14 protein-coding genes are annotated in these 17,565 nt (G+C 55.6%); 4 read left to right on the top strand and 10 right to left on the bottom strand.

Going from position 1 to position 17,565, the window contains the following annotated elements; translation table 11 throughout:
- Positions 1 to 148: 148 nt before the first annotated feature.
- Both FDZ78_RS07745 and FDZ78_RS07740 read left to right on the top strand, forming a co-directional pair.
- The gene (locus tag FDZ78_RS07745; protein WP_136408361.1) at positions 149 to 703 is read left to right on the top strand and encodes a low molecular weight protein-tyrosine-phosphatase; all 555 of its coding nucleotides are present in this window, start codon (positions 149 to 151) and stop codon (positions 701 to 703) included.
- A gap of 21 nt (positions 704 to 724) precedes the next feature.
- Positions 725 to 1,198, top strand: a complete 474-nt coding sequence (locus FDZ78_RS07740) for a cytidine deaminase (RefSeq protein WP_136408360.1) — start codon at positions 725 to 727, stop codon at positions 1,196 to 1,198.
- Positions 1,199 to 1,253: 55 nt separating this feature from the next.
- On the opposite strand, the gene FDZ78_RS07735 is transcribed toward FDZ78_RS07740, so the two are convergent.
- From FDZ78_RS07735 to bioA, 7 genes are read right to left on the bottom strand one after another with little or no spacing between them, the layout of a single operon-like run.
- Entirely contained in the window at positions 1,254 to 2,051 is a 798-nt protein-coding gene (locus FDZ78_RS07735; protein ID WP_136408359.1) for a formate/nitrite transporter family protein, read from the bottom strand.
- 33 nt (positions 2,052 to 2,084) lie between these two features.
- Positions 2,085 to 2,273 carry a hypothetical protein gene (locus FDZ78_RS07730; RefSeq protein WP_107031148.1) on the bottom strand — a complete coding sequence of 63 codons (189 nt, stop codon included), beginning with the start codon at positions 2,271 to 2,273 and terminating at the stop codon, positions 2,085 to 2,087.
- A gap of 26 nt (positions 2,274 to 2,299) precedes the next feature.
- Complete coding sequence (locus FDZ78_RS07725; protein WP_136408358.1) at positions 2,300 to 2,965, bottom strand: 3'-5' exonuclease; 666 nt, start codon at positions 2,963 to 2,965, stop codon at positions 2,300 to 2,302.
- Positions 2,966 to 3,021: 56 nt separating this feature from the next.
- Positions 3,022 to 3,663: a dethiobiotin synthase gene (gene bioD / locus FDZ78_RS07720; protein ID WP_107031146.1), complete on the bottom strand. Its 642-nt coding sequence runs from the start codon at positions 3,661 to 3,663 to the stop codon at positions 3,022 to 3,024.
- 23 nt (positions 3,664 to 3,686) lie between these two features.
- The gene (locus FDZ78_RS07715) at positions 3,687 to 5,111 is read right to left on the bottom strand and encodes a pimeloyl-ACP methyl esterase BioG family protein (RefSeq protein ID WP_136408357.1); all 1,425 of its coding nucleotides are present in this window, start codon (positions 5,109 to 5,111) and stop codon (positions 3,687 to 3,689) included.
- Positions 5,083 to 6,219: an 8-amino-7-oxononanoate synthase gene (locus FDZ78_RS07710; RefSeq protein ID WP_168181994.1), complete on the bottom strand. Its 1,137-nt coding sequence runs from the start codon at positions 6,217 to 6,219 to the stop codon at positions 5,083 to 5,085. Before FDZ78_RS07710 ends, FDZ78_RS07715 begins: the two co-directional genes overlap by 29 nt.
- Positions 6,216 to 7,547: an adenosylmethionine--8-amino-7-oxononanoate transaminase gene (gene bioA, locus FDZ78_RS07705; RefSeq protein WP_136408355.1), complete on the bottom strand. Its 1,332-nt coding sequence runs from the start codon at positions 7,545 to 7,547 to the stop codon at positions 6,216 to 6,218. Before bioA ends, FDZ78_RS07710 begins: the two co-directional genes overlap by 4 nt.
- A 117-nt stretch (positions 7,548 to 7,664) precedes the next feature.
- Here bioA and FDZ78_RS07700 point away from each other — a divergent pair, with 117 nt between their 5' ends.
- Both FDZ78_RS07700 and FDZ78_RS07695 read left to right on the top strand, forming a co-directional pair.
- The gene (locus tag FDZ78_RS07700) at positions 7,665 to 8,906 is read left to right on the top strand and encodes a leucine-rich repeat domain-containing protein (protein WP_136408354.1); all 1,242 of its coding nucleotides are present in this window, start codon (positions 7,665 to 7,667) and stop codon (positions 8,904 to 8,906) included.
- Positions 8,907 to 9,176: 270 nt separating this feature from the next.
- A complete protein-coding gene (locus FDZ78_RS07695; RefSeq protein WP_136408353.1) occupies positions 9,177 to 9,725 on the top strand; it encodes an outer membrane beta-barrel protein in 549 nt (182 codons plus the stop codon).
- A 717-nt stretch (positions 9,726 to 10,442) separates the two neighbouring features.
- Here FDZ78_RS07695 and FDZ78_RS07690 read toward each other — a convergent pair.
- The 3 genes from FDZ78_RS07690 to FDZ78_RS07680 are packed head-to-tail and all read right to left on the bottom strand — an operon-like array spanning position 10,443 to position 17,506.
- Positions 10,443 to 12,782 carry a C10 family peptidase gene (locus FDZ78_RS07690; RefSeq protein ID WP_136408352.1) on the bottom strand — a complete coding sequence of 780 codons (2,340 nt, stop codon included), beginning with the start codon at positions 12,780 to 12,782 and terminating at the stop codon, positions 10,443 to 10,445.
- 24 nt (positions 12,783 to 12,806) lie between these two features.
- Positions 12,807 to 15,122 carry a C10 family peptidase gene (locus FDZ78_RS07685; RefSeq protein ID WP_136408351.1) on the bottom strand — a complete coding sequence of 772 codons (2,316 nt, stop codon included), beginning with the start codon at positions 15,120 to 15,122 and terminating at the stop codon, positions 12,807 to 12,809.
- A 35-nt stretch (positions 15,123 to 15,157) separates the two neighbouring features.
- Positions 15,158 to 17,506: a C10 family peptidase gene (locus FDZ78_RS07680; RefSeq protein ID WP_136408350.1), complete on the bottom strand. Its 2,349-nt coding sequence runs from the start codon at positions 17,504 to 17,506 to the stop codon at positions 15,158 to 15,160.
- Positions 17,507 to 17,565 lie beyond the last annotated feature (59 nt).

Genomic DNA, 17,565 nt, shown 5'->3' with positions numbered 1-17,565 from the left:
TGCAACAAGCCGCGGGGCGTCAGTGTTTATATATATGTGGAATTTTATTAGTATATTTGCACTTGCCATGCAGCCTGAGACCTCATCCGGACATCCACGGCCGGAACCGGCTGCTCAATGACACTTTCTGACAGAACGAATCATATACATGACCGGAACCAACACTGAAAATACAATCGACGCCCTACGGCGCATCTATCACTCCGAGCAAGCGGTGAGAGTGCTCTTCGTCTGCCTCGGCAACATCTGCCGCTCGCCGGCGGCTGACGGCATCATGCACGATATTGTGAAACGCGAAGACGAGGCTGACAGATGGATCATCGACTCGGCCGGAACCGGAGGCTATCACGTGGGCGATCTGCCCGACCGCCGTATGCGCCTCCACGCACGTCAGCGCGGTCTCGACCTGAACCACCGCTGCCGCCAGGTAAGCGAGTCGGATTTCGATGATTTCGACATTGTCATCGGAATGGATGCCTCAAACATCTCCAACCTGCGCCGGATAGCCCCCTCGCCACAGGCCGAGGCCAAGATAGTGCCCATGTCAGCCTTCTTCGCCCCGTCGGAGCGCTACGACCATGTGCCCGATCCCTACTATGAAGGTTCCGAAGGCTTCGAACTGGTACTCGACCTCCTGCAGGACGGTTGCCGACGGCTTTTCGACACCGTAAGGACCAATAAAAGACAACAAGAATATATCTGATTCCGACTTATCCTCCCGATTATGAAGACATTTGATATCACCATACCCGTCACCGAGGCCTCGTTCGAGGAACTCAGCCTAGAACAGCAGACACTCGTCACCCTCGCCCGCAAAGCCACCTTCCGCAGCTATGCGCCTTACAGCAAATTCAGCGTCGGAGCGGCCATACTGCTCGACAACGGCGAGATGCTCAGCGGATCAAATCAGGAAAACGCCGCCTATCCATCGGGAACCTGCGCCGAACGCACCACTGCGTTCTACGCCCACTCCACCTATCCCGATGCAAAATTCAAGACCATAGCAATCGCGGCCCGCGGAACAGACGGAAAGGAACTCGACTCGCCCATCTCGCCCTGCGGAGCCTGCCGCCAGGTGTTGCTTGAATATGAGACTCTCGCCGGAGCTGACGTGCCCGTCATACTTGCAGGCGCGGGGCGCTGCTTCATCTTCCCCTCGGTCAAGTCGCTCCTGCCCTACTGCTTTTCTGAATTCTGATTACGGCAAAATCCAGTCTGTGAGCCGGTGTATGTGTGGGTGAAGCCGTCAGACACTATTTGCGCCGGATTCCGTGAAGATAGCCGTAGACGGTGCCTACAAGCAAGGCGCCACCTATTATATTGCCTATTGTGGCAGGGATGAGATTGCGCCACACTGCTTCGCCTATGCCTATCTCAGCCCCCTCCATCATACCGAGCGGAATGAAAAACATATTGGCTATCGAGTGCTCGTAGCCCAGCACCACGAAGGCCATCACCGGAAGCCAGCAGCCGAGAGCCTTCTCGAAGAAGGTCTTTCCGGCCAAGGCAAGCCACACGGCCAGACAGACACACCAGTTGGCACCTATGCCCTTGAGTAGCACTGTGAGCCAGGGCATCGACACCTTGGCCTTGGCAATGCCGGTGATCGCGCTGTGGTAAGGCTCGGCCGAAGTCAGCCCGCAGGCATAGACCATGAGCCAGGTGAACAGCAGCGCGCCGATGAAGTTGCCGATGTAGACAAGCGTCCAGTTGCGCACCACCGTGGCCATCGAATGCTCGCGCTTCATGTAGGAAGGTATCAGCAGAGCGTTGTTACCGGTGAAGAGTTCGGCGCCGAGCACCACCACGAGTATCAGCCCGATCGGGAACATGCACCCGCTCAGCAGTTTCTGCATCGATGGATTGCCGCCGGTGATTTCCGGAAACCCGAAGCCCACCACGAGCGAGAGTATTCCGCCGAGAGCTATGTAGGCCCCGGCGAGACAGGCGGCTGTCAGCAGGCGGCCGGTACTGTTGACTGTAAGCGAGGCCTTGGCGGCGCCGGCCGAGGCGGCGGTTTCGGTGATTTCGCGTGGAATTCTGATCTGCATGGCTGATAATGTCGGTTTTATGTGGGAGGATGGTTACGGTCGCTGCCGTTCGCGCTTCTTGAGGAAGAGATGGAGCAGCGCTATAATAATGAGGGTCAGGCCTATCACTCCGAAATAGTAGAAATAGTGGCCCTGGCGGTATTCGGGGAACCCGATGTAGCTCATCACTGCGAGATAGACAAGCAGAATGAGAGGGATGAAAGTTGAACGGCGTAGTTTCATGCTATACTTAAGATAAGGTTTTATGATCAGTTGTTGCCGCTGTCGGCGGCATCGCTGCTGTCGGCTGTGACAATAGGGTGAAGATAGGCCGACTCGGCCGGGTCGAAGCCTCCGTCAGTCAGAAGATTGTAGATCCTCAGACAGGCCCATGCATCGATCGAGGCATAGTTCTGCTGTCCGGGCGAAAGTTCGGCGGCTTCCCAGTTGCTGAGACGCTGACTCTTGGAGATACGCCCGCTGAAGAGAATGCCGTAGATTTTCTGCAGGCTCGAATCGCTTATGCGGAATGTTTTGACCACAGCCTGCAGATCTACGAAATTCTGCGGCTCGAAGGCCGCTATGCGGTGCAGCACATGGAAATCGTCGCGCAGCGACAGCCCTACCTTCACCACATCATCGGTCTCCATGAACTCGCGCATCTCCTGGAAGAAGCCGAGCTTGTTGAGGCGGAACAGGAAGCTGTGGTCGAGGGTCGAGATCTGGATCAGCGACACGGTGTTGGTCTGTCCCTTGCGGAAATTTGGCTTGGTCTCGGTGTCGAAGCCTACGGTGCCGCATTTGCGCAGATAGCGCAGGGCCGCGCGGGCGTCACCTACGTTGTCAAGCACAGTGATCTTTCCTGGAAACTCGACTGTCGGCAGCACCGATAGCTCCTCCTTTGATATGGATATGCTGTATTGGTTGATGTCCATGATGTGGATTAGGGTCTTTTATCGCCGCAAAGTTACGAATTATTTGTGTAATTTCCTCAGTCCTGAAGGCTGGGGACGGTGGCGAAGCGGGCTGCGGGGAAGTGGCGGCTTACGTAGCGGCGCAGAAAGCCCTGGGTGTCTTCGGCTATGACGCGGTCGGTGTCGAAATGCTCGTTGTAGATGAGCGCGGCAAGTTCTATGCCGCGCGCTTTGATGGCCTCAAGCGAGAGCACTGTGTGGTTGATCGACCCAAGCACTCCGTTGGCCACAAGTATGAGCGGCAGTCTGCGCGAACTTACGTAGTCGATGGTGAAGAAGTCATCGGTCACCGGGACCATCAGTCCTCCGGCACCCTCGATGAGCACAATGTCATAACGCTCTTTGAGTTTGCGGGTGGCCTCGTCGATCACCGCGAGGTCGATCTCACGCCCGTCAAGACGCGCGGCCAGCTGGGCCGAGGCGGGATAGGAGAAGATAACCGGAGCTGTGGTGTGGTCGAGGTCCTCCGGCAGCATTTCCACTCCCATAATCTTGCGGTGCAGGTCGATGTCTTCCGAAAATCCGGTGTTGCCGGTCTGGATGAATTTCTGGGTGATCACGCTCTTGCCTTCCTTCATAATGAGTGAAGCAAGATAACCGGTGACGTAGCTCTTGCCGGCGTCGGTGTCTATGCCTGAAATGAAATATGCCTGGCTCATAGGTCGGTTTTGAGTTCAGTTTTTTAGAGAGTGTTTAATAACACCCTCTTGAGTGATATATAGATCGGGTTATAGGTCAGCGAGGCGCTTCCGTCGGCCTCGGCGGGATAAAGGCGGAGCACTTCGCGCGCCCGCGCGCCGCCGTTGTCGCTGCTCAGGGCATTGACGCCTGTGAGTTTGACGTGGCGCAGGGCTTCGAGGGGCGAGCCAAAGCGCAGGGTGCGCTCCTCTTCCTCGAAACACAGGGTGTGCAGCGAGGGGGGTATCATGCGCCGGAGGGTTGCGGCAGGCGGATAGTGGGTGGCCTGCGGGAGAATGTCGCGTATCTGGCGCATGGTAGCCGGGCCGAAGGTGGAGATGAAGGCCAGGCCTCCCGGACGCAGCACTCTTGCGGTCTGGCGCAGGAATTCAGGCAGCGAGTTGAACCACTGGACCGTGGAGGCCGAGAAGATCATGTCGACCGAGGCGTCAGGCAGCTGTCTGATCTGAGTCTCCGCATCGCATTCAAGGGCTTTTATGCGGCCGCAGCCGGCTGCGCGGCTGAAAGCGTGGGGTATGTGGAGGTCCCAGCCCGTGATTTCGGCATCAGGAAAGGCCTCGGCAAGCATGCGGGTGGTCAGCCCGGTGCCGCAGCCTATCTCAAGGATTGTGCGGCAATGCTCGCCACCAGCCGCTATGGCCTTCGAGCAGAGTTTTTCGGCAATCTGGCGCTGGACCACGGCATTGTCATCATAGGTCTCTCCGGCGCGGCCGAATTTTTCAGCCACAAGGCCTTTTTCGGTTATGAATTCATTGATTATAGCCTGAAAATCGGGCAGATGCGGGCCATCAGCTACTGTCAGAGTCTCGACAGCCTCGCCGCCTTGCCATGCGCGCAGCTGGTTTTCTGGCGGAATGATGCGGTCGGCTGTGCCTACTATTGCGGTGTCCCAGATGGCTCCGCAGGCATCGCCCGCGCTCTCCACAGCCACAAGTTCGGCCCGCAGGCCGTCGATGTCGCGCGCGGGGAGGGTCAGGGAGAATCTGCGGTAGCTCTCCGCAGAGCCACACATGCGCAGGTTGAATTTCGAGAGGGTCTTTTCGCTCAGTCCGGCGAGAGTGCCGCGAAAAATGGCTTCGGGTATGCCGAGAGAGTCACTGACCGGGTGCATGGTGCCGTTGACGGCTATGCGGGCGCTGACCGGAAGCTCAAGATGGGCGGCCAGAAAGCGGGTGGCGGCCGGAACGCCGAACGACCAGCCTATTACGGCTATCTCGCGATACTGTTCAAGCTCCTCCACAAGGGAGGGAGGAAATGCGGGCTCCCGGTAGTCCCACACGGCAATGATCCTGTAGCCTTCCTGCTTCAGCGAGGCAAAAGGCTTTTCGTCCATACCCCATCCGGCAAAGATGAGTATGGCGCGCTCAGGCGCATTCGGGTCAGTCGGCGGAAATACGTGAAATTTCATTGGCTAAGCGGTCTATGTCAGCGGTGGTCATGGCCGCGCTCAGGCTGATACGCAGGCGTTCGGTGCCGGGAGGCACCGTCGGGGTGCGTATCGGGAGCACTTTCAGCCCGGCGTCGAGCAGCCTGCGTGAAAAGCTGACGGCCTTTTCGGCAGAGCCGAGGACCAGTGGCTGGATGTGGCTTGGAGTTATGGTGAAGTCAGGAGAGAGCGGCTGCAGACTCTCGCGCAGGCGGTGGCCGAGTTGGCGCAGGTGATCGCGCTCGCTGTCCATGAGCAGTATTTTTTCAAGCAGGAAGCGGGTCCACTCTGCCGTAATGGGGGGCAGGGCGGTGGAGAAGATCAGGCTGCGCGAACGGTTGACGAGATAGTCGCGGACCACGGGCGAGACGGCGCAGAAGGCTCCCATCGAGGCGAATGCCTTGCCGAAAGTGCCGACAACCACGTCGACATCGGCGTAGCATTCCGAGGCGCGACAGAGTCCGAGTCCGCCGGGGCCTTCGGCTCCTACGGCGTGGGCCTCGTCGATATAGAGCATGGCTCCCGGAGTGCGCCGACGCAGGGCGGCGAGACCGCTGATGTCGGCCCGGTCACCGTCCATGCTGTAGACGCTTTCGGCCACAATGAGCACCGAGTCATATTTTCCGGCCGCCTTGGCCAGTATGCGTTCGAGATGGCCGAGATCGTTGTGGCGGAAGCGTTCGAAGGGCGCTTTTGACAGGACTATGCCGTCGATGATGCTCGCATGGACCAGCTTGTCGGCCACGATGAGGGTCCGGCTGTCAGCCAGGGCCGCTATCAGCCCCGTGTTGGCATGATAGCCGCTGTTCATCAGCAGGCAAGGCCGTCCGTAAAGCTCGCCGAGGCGGCGTTCGAGAGCATCATATTCCCGCTGGCGGGCGCTCAGCAGGCGCGAGGCCGATGAGCTCATGGGGATGCGTCTCCGCTGCGGATCGGCAAAGAATTCCTCCTGCAGCTCCGGGCGCGCGGCCAGTCCGAGATAGTCGTTTGACGAGAAATCGGTCACAGCTTCCGCGACACATTCCTCAGGAATGGTCCGCAGATTTCCGCCCAGGCGCAGCGAGTCGAGTATGTCAGCGTATTTTTTCACTTTATGCACTCGATCATCTGCTCTATCAGGCGCCGCAGGTCGGAGTCTGATATAATATAAGGTGGCATTATGTAGACATTGCGGCCGAAGGGTCTCACCCAGATGCCGCGCTCCACGCAGCGCTTCTGGAATTCGCCCACGTTGACCGGCTCTTCCATCTCGATCACGCCGATTGCGCCGAGCACTCTGACATCTCTGACACCTGGCACTCTGACGGCGGCTATCAGATGGCGCCGCATGAGGGTTTCTATATGGTTGATGCGAGCTTCCATGTTCTGGCTGCGCAGCAGTTTCAGCGAGGCCACGGCCACAGCGCAGGCCAGAGGGTTGGCCATGAATGTCGGGCCGTGCATCATCACACCGGCCTCGCCTCGCGAGATGGTGTCGGCCACATCACGCGATGTCATCACGGCGCTCATGGTCATATAGCCGGCGGTCAGGCCTTTGCCTATACACATGATGTCGGGCTCCACTCCGGCGTGTTCCAAGGCGAAACATTTGCCCGTGCGCCAGAATCCGGTGGCGATTTCGTCGAATATCAGATAAATGCCGGCTTCGTCACAGAGACGACGCGCCTCGCGGAGATATTGCGGATGGTAGAAGCGCATCCCTCCGGCACCCTGCACCACGGGTTCGAGTATCAGGGCTGCGAGCTCGTCCCTGTGGCTGCGGATAATCTCGGCCAGAGGCTCTATGTCGGCGGGATCCCAGAGTCCGTCAAAAGTCACCTGCGGAGCGGGGGCGAAGAAGCGGATGGGAAGCGCCGGGCCGAAGACTCCGTGCATACCGGTGACGGGGTCGCAGACGCTCATAGCGTTCCAGGTGTCGCCGTGATAGCCGCTTCGGATGGTGACGAAATTGGTCTTCCGATGGTCGCCCGAACGCGATACCGATGCCTGCACCGCCATTTTCATGGCCACTTCGATGGCCACCGAGCCGGAATCGGCATAGAAGATGTTGTTCATCGACGGCGGAGCCATCTCCAGCAGGAGCTTGCCGAGCTCTATTGCCGGCTCATGGGTGAGGCCTCCAAACATCACATGGCTCATCTTCGATATCTGACGCTCTACTGCGGCATTGATCACCGGGTGGTTGTAGCCGTGGATGGTACACCACCATGACGACATGCCGTCAATCAGCTCGCGGCCGTCGGCAAGGCGCAGGCGCACTCCGGAGGCCGAGTCGACCTTATAGGTCGGCAGCGGATCGATGGTCGATGTGTAGGGATGCCAGAGATGTTCGCGGTCGAAGCTGTCATGAAGCGAGTCTTCGCCACCACATATATTATATATAGTGTCAGCCGGGCTGACTTCTGTGTCTGATTGCATGGTTTGACTGGATGGTTTTGTTATTGCAAAATTAGCAAATATTCATTGAAATATTGCAAAAACGACTCCAACATCGTATATTTGCAACATACACCAAATTCATTCATCGCATTACCAATGAGAAACAAGATTTTATCGGCTGCAATCGGTCTCGGCACTGCCTTAGGCCTTCATGCAGCAGACAAAGTGACCTTTACCTATGAAGGCTTAAACTACAATATTCTCTCTGAAGCCGACAAAACCTGTGAAGTGGGCCGACACGACAAAAATGCCCAGCTCAGTTCGGTAGTGATACCAGAAACCGTGGAATACAACGGCACAGCATACACCGTCACAGCTCTTGGCGACAGCGCATTCTACGGCAATGGCTATCTGACCGCGCTAAAAATTCCTGAGACCGTCACTGTCATCAAAAGCTGTGCCATTTCGCAGACACTCAGACTTTTCGAACTCAGGCTTCCCAACAGCGTCACAGAAGTGGAGCCACGTGGAGTATATGGCAACCGGAGTCTCTATGCTCTGTGGATCAGCACGGGAATGCGTGAGATAAACCGCGAGGCATTCAACGCCAACCCAGCACTTACCGCAATAGTGATTCCAGAAGGCATTGAGATTATTCACGATGATGCTTTCAACTATTGCTCAAGGGCCACAACTCTCATTATCAGCTCCACAGTCACCACGATCAGCAAAATGGCTTTTGCCGGTTGCTCCAGTCTCACTAATGTGAAGATACCCGGAAATGTTCAGGAAATAGGGAATGAGGCTTTCAGCTACTGCGCAAAATTGGCCACCGTAACAATTGAAGAAGCCTCTCAGCCACTGAAATTAGGCTCTGACGTTTTTGGACATGGCATATATACCGCCAATCCGAACAATGACGCATGGTGCCGCCTTAAAACTCTGAATCTCAACCGCTCATGGACCTGCACTGCGACTGATGTCAATGGCCTGCCGTTTTCAAAACGTTCCACTCTCCAGACCATCAATATCGGCGAGGCCGTCTCGTCAATTCCTGATAATTCGTTTGCCGGCTGCGACAACGTGACGGCCATCAATATCAACCGCGACACCGCACCCTACGCAAACTCGTCGGTTTTCTCGACCCAAGTTTTTGCCGGAGCAACTCTCACGGTGCCAGAAAGCGCTCTTGAAGCCTATAAGGCCAACAGCCTATGGGGACGCTTCGCCAAGATCGAGGGCACGGCCGAGTCAGGCATAGCCGATATAGAGGCCGATGCGGCAGGTATTACCGAATACTTCGATCTCTGCGGACGCCGCGTAGACGGCACTCCCTCGGCCGGCATCTACATTTTCCGCCGTGCCGACGGTTCGACAGGCAAAGTGCTCATCCGATAAACAATGAGTATATCTGATAACCGGGAGGCTTGCATTTGCAAGCCTCCCGGTTATGTCTATCGCCCCAATTACCAACTGTTTATAACCAAAATCAGATCAAACAATTTAAAAATATTATCGAAAAATTTTTAATTTTTATAAATTTTATCATATCTTTGTGACGAAATACTATATCTCACACACGAAATATACACATTTCAACCTAAACAACTCGTTTTCAACCCTTAGAAACAAACACTTTTTTATTACTAACCTTTAATAATTCACATTATGAAAAAGTTCTTAGTTATGGCCGTTATGGCTATTATGGCACTCGGTGTATCCGCACAGGTTTATGTAGGTGGTTCTATCGGCGCATGGCGTGATGGTTCTAGTAAATTGACCCACATCAATATCCTTCCTGAAGTTGGTTATAATCTCAATGATACTTGGGCGATCGGAACAGTTATCGGTTGGGATTACAAGCATCAGCATGAAGCAACCCTCAATCTGGTGAAATTCGACCCGTATGCACGCTACTCTTTCATTAAATCCGGCAACCTCAGCCTTTTCGTTGACGGTGGCATTGACCTCGGCTTCGGTAAAGCCAAATTCGGCGATGATTCTTCTGATACTGCCGTTACTTATGGTATCGGCTTCAAACCCGGTGTATCTTATGCACTTTCTGACAAATGCTCTCTCGTTGCTCACTTCGGTTTCCTTGGTTATCTTGATGGTAATGATGAAGCTAAAGCAGCAGGTAACCTTGTTGGCTATGAATATGGCTGGGGATTCAATTTCTCAAACAACCTTTCTTTCGGTTTCTACTACAACTTCTAAATCCCGCACCGGTTTAGCCTCCTGAGAGGCTTTGCCTACGGAATAAAAAAACGCGCGCGGCGTCTGCCCTTCATCCGGGCCGACGCCGCGTTTGTTTCCCCCCGCCATGCCACACGGTCGCGGAGGGCGGGTGCAACATGCCGGATCCACACGGACGCGGAGGGGCGGGTGTCCGACAGGACATTGATTTACCATCACGATACGGACGTAAGACGCGAACTCCCGGTTAAGCCTCATTCCGACGCCCGCCTTACGGATCCGTAAATCCGTGTCCTCACGGACACGATACGACGGGGGAATCATAAACCCGTGACACCTGCGCGCAAGGCGCTGCGGTGTCACGGGCTATGAGTAAATCGATGTCCTAACGGACATCACCATCCGGTACCACACGCCCACAGGGACGGTGGAAACATCGGAACCGCATCCGCATGGTCGCAGAGGGCGGGTGCAACATGCCGGATCCACACGGACGCGGAGGGCGGGTGCAACATGCCGGATCCGCACGGACGCGGGGAGCGGGTGTCCGGCAGGACACCGATTTAATAGTAGCCCCCGACACCGCAGCGCAAAGCGCGCAGGTGTCGGGGGGGTAGATAGTATCCTTTTTGATAATGTCCGACAGGACATTGATTTACCATCACGCCAAAGCCATATCAGCCCGGCTGCGGGGGATGGAGGAATATAAACGCGGACGTGTCCGGATGGTCGTGGGGATTAACGGATCCGGATTTTGGTCACGTTGCCGCCCTGACGGCGGATGTAGATGCCGGGAGTAAGATTGTCGGCATTTACCGGCATACCCTGGATGTTGAAATACTCAACCGGGGCATTGCCGTCGGCTTCGATATCGGTTATGCCACTGGTGTCGCCGATGGTGAAGTAGACATTCCCAGCTGTGACATACTCTTCTTTGCCTGCATTGTTGACCACAGCCACCACATAGTAGCGCTGTCCGGCAACGGCTTTGGGAAGAGAGAGCGAGACGGTCTCGGTGGCAGTCCGGCCTGCGCTTACATAAACCGGCACAGTCTTTTTTGCTACTACCGTACCCAGGAAACCTGACTGGAATACACGCAGTTCAAAATCACGGTAGACAACTCCGGTAAGACCTTCAACTGAAACAGAGACCTTGATGTCATTGGGATCGACCGCTTCGGCATTGGCTACAGAAACCGTAATCGGACTCTTGTAGGTGGGCTTCGGAACTCTTGAATTGACTGTCACGGGGCAGGTGCCCAGCATGGTGTAGGCTCCGTTTTCAACCATTGCGATGGCAAATGTCCATTCACCAGGATCAACCGATAGCCCCTTGTCATAGAACCAGTCTGTCACAAATTCAAAGGGAGTGCCTTCAGGCGAGAAGTCAAGAGTGATGTTGCTGTTCGAATAGGCGCGTACCGACTTGTCGGGATTGAGGAGCACGGCCTTGACAGCTGTGCTTGTCTCGGCTCTGCCGGTGAAGCGGGCCACTCCTGAGATTTTGACGCTGCTGTCGATATAGAAATCGCCGTGGGTGTCAATGTTCTCCACAATCAGATCGCCGGCCTTGGGAATTGAAGATTCCACAATCTGTCCGCTTTTGACGGTGATAAGCACATAGCCGGCCACAGTGGGAGGACACTGGAAGTTGTATTCCTCGCCATCGATACGCACAGCCGGATAGACACGATAAGTGCCGTCGGGAAGGCCTGAGATCTTGGCCATCATCGAACGGGCAGTCACGGTATTTCCGGTAACAATGTCAATGCCCCAGTTCCTGCACACAGGCGAAACTACGGTGCTGGTGGATATCTTTTTGCTTCCGTCCTCGCTGAATATCTGATAGATGAACTCACCGCTGACAGTATAGGGTGAGCGGTTTACGAAGGTGCCGTGTATGTTGAAATATGTGTTTCCGGCATAGGCGTTCGTAAGATCATCAATGCAGAAAGTGTAGCGGCGGGGAGAGTCAGCGCCGGTGGAAGGCTTTATGCCGAGGAGCGCACCCTGGTTGCTGGTGTAGTCACCTGTACCGCCACCTGTACCGAGGCTGCTCGGCTTGAGCATAGACAGGCTGAAATAGCCGTCGCCGAGGCCGGACCAACCCCAGTTGAAGTGGAAATAACCGTCTTTGTCATAGCCGTCGCAGACAAAACAGTGAGCTCCGCCCCAGTAGACCATCGGGCCGCAGTTTTTGAGGTTGTCATAGACCATCTGCTCCCACTCGTCGGTGGTGTGGAAGCTGCGGAACTCGTTGTGTATGTCAAGGTCATATCTGAAATATGACACAAGGGCATTGCCAACCTGCTCTTGGTAGGCGGCCGAGGCATCGGAGGCATATCTCATGCGGAGCGAGTAGCCGCAGGCCTGCATCAGCTTGGCTACGGCGTCGGCCTGGGTTTCGGTGTACTGACCATATGTATATGTGTCGGTCATGCTGGCCCAGTCGAATTCATAGTTGCTGAAGTCCTCGGTGAGGGTTTCGTTGTTCCATTTGTAGCTGAGATTTGCATTTTCAGCCACCTTGTCAGGCCAGTTGTGATATTTCATCACCTGGGCCATAGCGGTGGCAACGCAACCGGTGTAGGTTGGGCGTCCTGATGACTTGGGGCAGAATGTATTGTAAGGCGCTCCCTGGTCCCAGCGGGTGGCTACAAGAGGAGCTATCGGCTCACGGGGATCGCCTGCGCGGCTGACAGAGCGGCTGTAAGGCTCGGCTCCGAAGTCAGAAGCCATACGGATTCCGTCGGCGCAGAGGTCGAGCCAACCTTTGAAATTATCGGGAAGATCAGCGGGATCAATCGAACCGCTTTCACTGTAGCCCACGAGCGGAATGGCCACATCATCAGCCGATACAATCATCCAGCCCCCTTCAGGACGGTTGAACACATAGAGAGCCGGAGCATCGGCCTGACCCACTGTCATAACCGGAGCCACAGAGGCTGATGCCGTTGAGCGTGATACCGATTGACCGGTGACACGCCCCAGCGCTTCGGCAGGGCTGAGACTGCGCGCTGTGGCTGTAGGGCCGCCGAGCATGACGGCCAGAGACAAAAGCAATAGAGGTTTACGCATAAGGTTGTAAAGAATAGAGAATTGTCATTTTACAAGAATTTTGGTCACTTCCGGGCCCTGACGGCGGATGTAGATGCCTGGAGCAAGGTTTTCACCGCTGACCGGCATGCCCTGAAGGTTGAAATACTCGGCAGGGACTTCGGTATCGGCCCCGATTCCGTCAATGCCGCTGGTGTCGCCAAGTATGAAATAAGCGGAGGCCGTTTTGCCGACAGTAGAAGTGCCTGACTGGCGTTCGGCTCTCACAATATGCTGCTGACCGGGGAGAACCATATAGCTTGGCAGCGAAACAGTGTAGCTGATGACCGCGGTCTGGCCTCCGGTGACGAACACCGGCACCCGTCTGTCGGTGTTGAGCGGAGTGATGCTGCGACTGATTTTCACCGTCATGTATTCGTCGATCAGGCCGGAGATACCTTTGACCGTGATATTGAACTTGAGATTCTGCGGATCTACGGCTGACACAACCTCGACGGCAGTGATCTGATATTCCCCTTCAGGGATCTCGTCGGTGATGGTCACCCGGCAGGTGGCTATCGTCTCGAAACCGAGCTGCAGAGCCAGAGTGTATTCGCCCGGAGCGATGTTGAAGCCCGCGCTGACGAAGTCGAAGTCACAGCCCTCGTCAGAAAATTTAATGTTCAGTTCGGTGCTGTAGGCAATGATCTCGCCTGATGGGGAGAGAAGGCGCACACCTATGTAGCGTTCGGTATCGCCTACGCCGCCAACGAATTTCGCGGTTCCGGTGACTCTGAAACGTTTGCCATTATAGATGAGATTGTTGACGTTGGCACAAAGATTTTCAACTTCCAGAGAAGCCGTCTGGTGAAGTTCGGCCTTGTTGACGCCTCCTTCGCGGGTGTAGATCACATAATCAGGATAGCCGGGAGCCGAAGCGAAGACATGTTCCTCGCCATCAAACTCAACGGCGGGGTAGATGTGATATGTCCCGTCTTCCAACGACTCAGGAATGTTACATTCGATCATCGACTCATAGTAGGGAGGATAGAATTCCGTACCTGCCGAGGGGATCGAAGCCGTGCATGATGTCAGATATTTTTCCTCACCGTTTACTTCAGCGAAGATACGGAATTTGAAAGTGGCGTTAACCATGTAGGGCGAAAGGTTGCTGAATGTGCCGAACATTGACAGCAGCGAGCCGGAGACAAAGGTCTCGGTGATACCCTGAGACGCATAGAAGGTGTAGCGGCGCTTGGCCGGCGAGTCATTGCCGGCGGGCTTTACACCGAGGAGAACACCCTGGCCGTTGTTGAAGCCGCCTGTGCCGCCGCCGACCCCTGTCGATCCGGGGTTAAGCGCGTCAAGAAGATAATAGCCATCGCTCAGACCGCCCCAGCCCCAGTTGAAGTGGTAGAATCCGTCGCCACGGTAGCCGTCGCAGACAAAGCAGTGTCCGACACTGCCGGATCCCCACCAGAGCACCGGACCACAGGTTTTCAGGTTTTCATAGATCATATTGTCCCAGGCGGCAGAAGAGTACATCTCGCGCGGTTCATTGTGGAGTCCGGCGTCATATTTGAAATAGTTCACCAGCGCACCGCCCACTTTCGCGCCGAAAGAGCCTGAGGCGGAGGTGCCGTAGCTCATACTGACGGAATAGCCGCAGGCCTGCATCAGCTTGGCCACAGCGTTGGCCTGTTCTTTGGTGTGGCTGTCGCGGTAATCGTCAATCATGAGATCCCACTGGAACTCGTAGTTGCTGAAATCTTCGCTCAGAGTGACAACGGACGTGCCGTTGTGCCACTGATAGGAGATCATGGCATCTTCCGCCCCCTTGTCAGGCCAGTTGTGATATTTCATGACCTCGGCCATAGCAGTGGCCACACAGCCGGTGACAGTTCTCGCCGATCCAATCATAGGGCAGAGGTCATTGTAGGGTCCTTCCTGGTTCCACATTGTTGTCATCAGCGGACCGATCGGCTCATGATCAGGAATGGCGGCACGCGAATAAGGCGCATGGCCTTCGGCTGAGGCACGGAGAATCTGCTCCTTGTTGAGTTCAAGCCAGAAACGCAGGTTTTCGGGGAGGTTGTCAGGATCGAGGCGGCCGTTGTCGCTGTAGCCTATCACGGGTGCTGCGACATCGTCGGCCGAGAGTATCATGTAGCCCTTGTCGGAACGGTTGAACACGTAGATGGCCGGAGCCTCGTCTGATCCGAGAGTCATGACCAGTTCCGGCGAGCCGCCGGAGCGTGAGACCGGCATCACGGCCTCAGCCGTAGCCCTGTCAAGGGCCTCCGAGGGGCTCAGAGTGCGGGCCGAGGCTACGGGGGCGGCCATGACGGCGGCCAGCGATATGAATAAGAATGATTTTCTCATCGGTTTATCTTTTGGGGATTTTTTTTTCAGTCGGTTTATTTCACTATCACTTTCGAGACTTTCGAACCCTGACGGCGGATGTAAATGCCGGGGACAAGATCTGCCGCATCGACGCGCAGGCCTCGGAGGTTGAAATACTCAACCTTGGCATTGACATCGGCGCCGATGCCTGGGATGCCGCTGGTGTCACCGATGGTGATGGGAACGTCAGGTAAATCGTAGACCGGCTTCATGCCGCCGGGGAAAGAATATCGTTCATAACATACATTGGCCGTATAAGCTTCGCCCGCCACTGCATCGGGAATCGAGAGGGTGGCGTTGAGAGTGACTGTATTTCCGGCAGACACATAAAGATCTTTCATTAATCTTGTGACAGTATTGCCGGCCGCATCCTTGATCTCGAAATAGAGTTTATCCTGAGCAATACCGCCCAGACCGGACACTGTGGCTGTCATATGGACAGCTGCCGGATCGACAGCCGCGGGATTGTCCACTTCAAAGCTATTGATCTTATATTCACCATAAACATACGGGCTCACAGTGGTCTTGCAGGATGCCACGATCCGGTATTCGTAAGTTATATCATCCATATAGACCAGCGCGAATGTATAGTCGCCGGGCTTGACGGTTGTTCTGAACCATGAGCTGATGAATTCAAAGGGTTCGCCCTCAGGAGTGAAGGTGATGTTGGCACCTTCGGCGGTCACAAGCACTTTGCCTTCATCATCGAGAAGCGCGGCAAGAAGATAGAGGCTTGTCTCGGCTTCGCCTGTGAAGCGGGCTGTGCCCGACACCTTGAACTGGCTGCTGACAAAGAGATCGCCGTTGGTGCTCAGGTTTTCGATTACCTTCTCGCCTACCGATGGCACTGTGGCGGTGTTCTGATACTGGTTGGTTCCGGTCTTGGTGCGGGTGTAGATAATATAGTCGGCCTCTGATACCGGTGTGCGGAACACGTATTCCTTGCCGTCGACACGGATGCCGGGATATATGCGGTAGGTGCCCTCGCCGAGCACTGAGTTCGAGATCGACCCCATCAGCGTGACCTGATCGAGCTCAGGTCCGAAATCGGTGAATGACGACGGGGTGAAGAAATCATCGACAGTGGCCACATGCTTCGAGCCGTCTTCGCTGTAGATCATATAGACGGCGTTTCCGTTGACCTTGTAGGGCGAGCGGTTCTTGAATATGCCCTGGATGGTCAGGTAAGTTCCCTGGACCTTAAGGTCAGAAAAGCTGGAGCAAGTGAACGTATAGACCGGTTCAGGCCTGAGTCCGTCAGAAGGCTTGGCACCGAAAAGCGCACCCTGGGCATTGTTATAGCCGCCTGTGCCTCCGCCTGTACCCACGAATGACGGATTCAGAGCGTCAAGCAGGAAGTAGCCGTTGCTGTTGCCTGACCAACCCCAGTTGAAGTGGAAATAACCATCGGGACGATAGCCGTCGCAGACAAAACAGTGTGCCACGCTGCCCGAACCCCAGTAGACCATCGGGCCGCAGTCTCTAAGGTTGTCATAGACCATCTGCTCCCATCGGGCCGAGGAGTAAAGCTCGCGGGGCTCATTGTGGAGACCGCCGTCATAGTCGAAATATGTCACAAGCGCCCGGCCCACAACTTCATTGAACGCGGCGGATGCCACAGGACTGTAGCCCATTTCGACCGAATATCCGCAGGCCTTCATCAGATTGGCCACGGCATCTGACTGAGCTGAATTATAGGCTGTGAAATAGCTGTCAAGCATATTGTTCCAGTCAAAGCTGAAGTTGCTGAAATCGGCGCTCAGAGTCGGGGTGTCGGCAGGGCCTCCGCGCCATTTGTATGAGAAGTTGGCGTTCGCACCTGCCTGAGCCGGCCAGTTGAAGTATTTCATGACCTGAGCCATCGCAGTGGCCACACAGCCGGTGTAGGTGGCACGGCCTGATACCTTTGGACAGAGCTTGTTGTAAGGCGCCCCCTGGTCCCAGGTGGTCTTTACCATCGGGGCAATCTCTTCGCGGTCAGGAGTCTCGGATGCAAGATATGGCCCGGCACCGTCAGCCGAAGCCGCAAGAATCTGCCGGCTGCAGTTGTCAAGCCATCCTTTCATGTTTTCCGGCAGATTGGCAGGATCAATGGCTCCGCTGTCACTGTAGCCTATGACCGGGGCGGCGACATCGTCAGCCGCAACAATCATCCATCCGCCTTCCGGACGGTTGAACACGTATAATGACGGAGCGTCCGCTGTCCCTACGGTCATGACCGGGGTCTGGGCCGAAGCTCTTGACGAGCGCAATGCGGGCTGGTTGGTCACTCGTCCCAATGCTTCTGCAGGACTAAGGCTACGGGCTGTCGCCGACATGCCGGACATGAGGGCCAATGACAGGAACAATACTGTTTTACGCATAAAAATGTGAAGAATTTAGCAGGGTGTGATTAGTTTATCTGATTGAACTGAGCTTAGGA

Source organism: Duncaniella sp. B8, assembly GCF_005304985.1.
Taxonomy (GTDB): domain Bacteria; phylum Bacteroidota; class Bacteroidia; order Bacteroidales; family Muribaculaceae; genus Duncaniella; species Duncaniella muris.
This window is presented reverse-complemented; position numbering and strand designations above follow the sequence as displayed.

Coding starts and splice junctions, on each gene's coding strand:
- FDZ78_RS07725 (WP_136408358.1), bottom strand. CDS start 2,965: ATGGACATCAACCAATACAGCATATCCATATCAAAGGAGGAGCTATCG.
- FDZ78_RS07690 (WP_136408352.1), bottom strand. CDS start 12,782: ATGCGTAAACCTCTATTGCTTTTGTCTCTGGCCGTCATGCTCGGCGGC.
- FDZ78_RS07715 (WP_136408357.1), bottom strand. CDS start 5,111: ATGAAATTTCACGTATTTCCGCCGACTGACCCGAATGCGCCTGAGCGC.
- FDZ78_RS07745 (WP_136408361.1), top strand. CDS start 149: ATGACCGGAACCAACACTGAAAATACAATCGACGCCCTACGGCGCATC.
- FDZ78_RS07695 (WP_136408353.1), top strand. CDS start 9,177: ATGAAAAAGTTCTTAGTTATGGCCGTTATGGCTATTATGGCACTCGGT.
- FDZ78_RS07735 (WP_136408359.1), bottom strand. CDS start 2,051: ATGCAGATCAGAATTCCACGCGAAATCACCGAAACCGCCGCCTCGGCC.
- FDZ78_RS07700 (WP_136408354.1), top strand. CDS start 7,665: ATGAGAAACAAGATTTTATCGGCTGCAATCGGTCTCGGCACTGCCTTA.
- FDZ78_RS07680 (WP_136408350.1), bottom strand. CDS start 17,506: ATGCGTAAAACAGTATTGTTCCTGTCATTGGCCCTCATGTCCGGCATG.
- FDZ78_RS07685 (WP_136408351.1), bottom strand. CDS start 15,122: ATGAGAAAATCATTCTTATTCATATCGCTGGCCGCCGTCATGGCCGCC.
- FDZ78_RS07740 (WP_136408360.1), top strand. CDS start 725: ATGAAGACATTTGATATCACCATACCCGTCACCGAGGCCTCGTTCGAG.
- bioA (WP_136408355.1), bottom strand. CDS start 7,547: ATGCAATCAGACACAGAAGTCAGCCCGGCTGACACTATATATAATATA.
- FDZ78_RS07730 (WP_107031148.1), bottom strand. CDS start 2,273: ATGAAACTACGCCGTTCAACTTTCATCCCTCTCATTCTGCTTGTCTAT.
- bioD (WP_107031146.1), bottom strand. CDS start 3,663: ATGAGCCAGGCATATTTCATTTCAGGCATAGACACCGACGCCGGCAAG.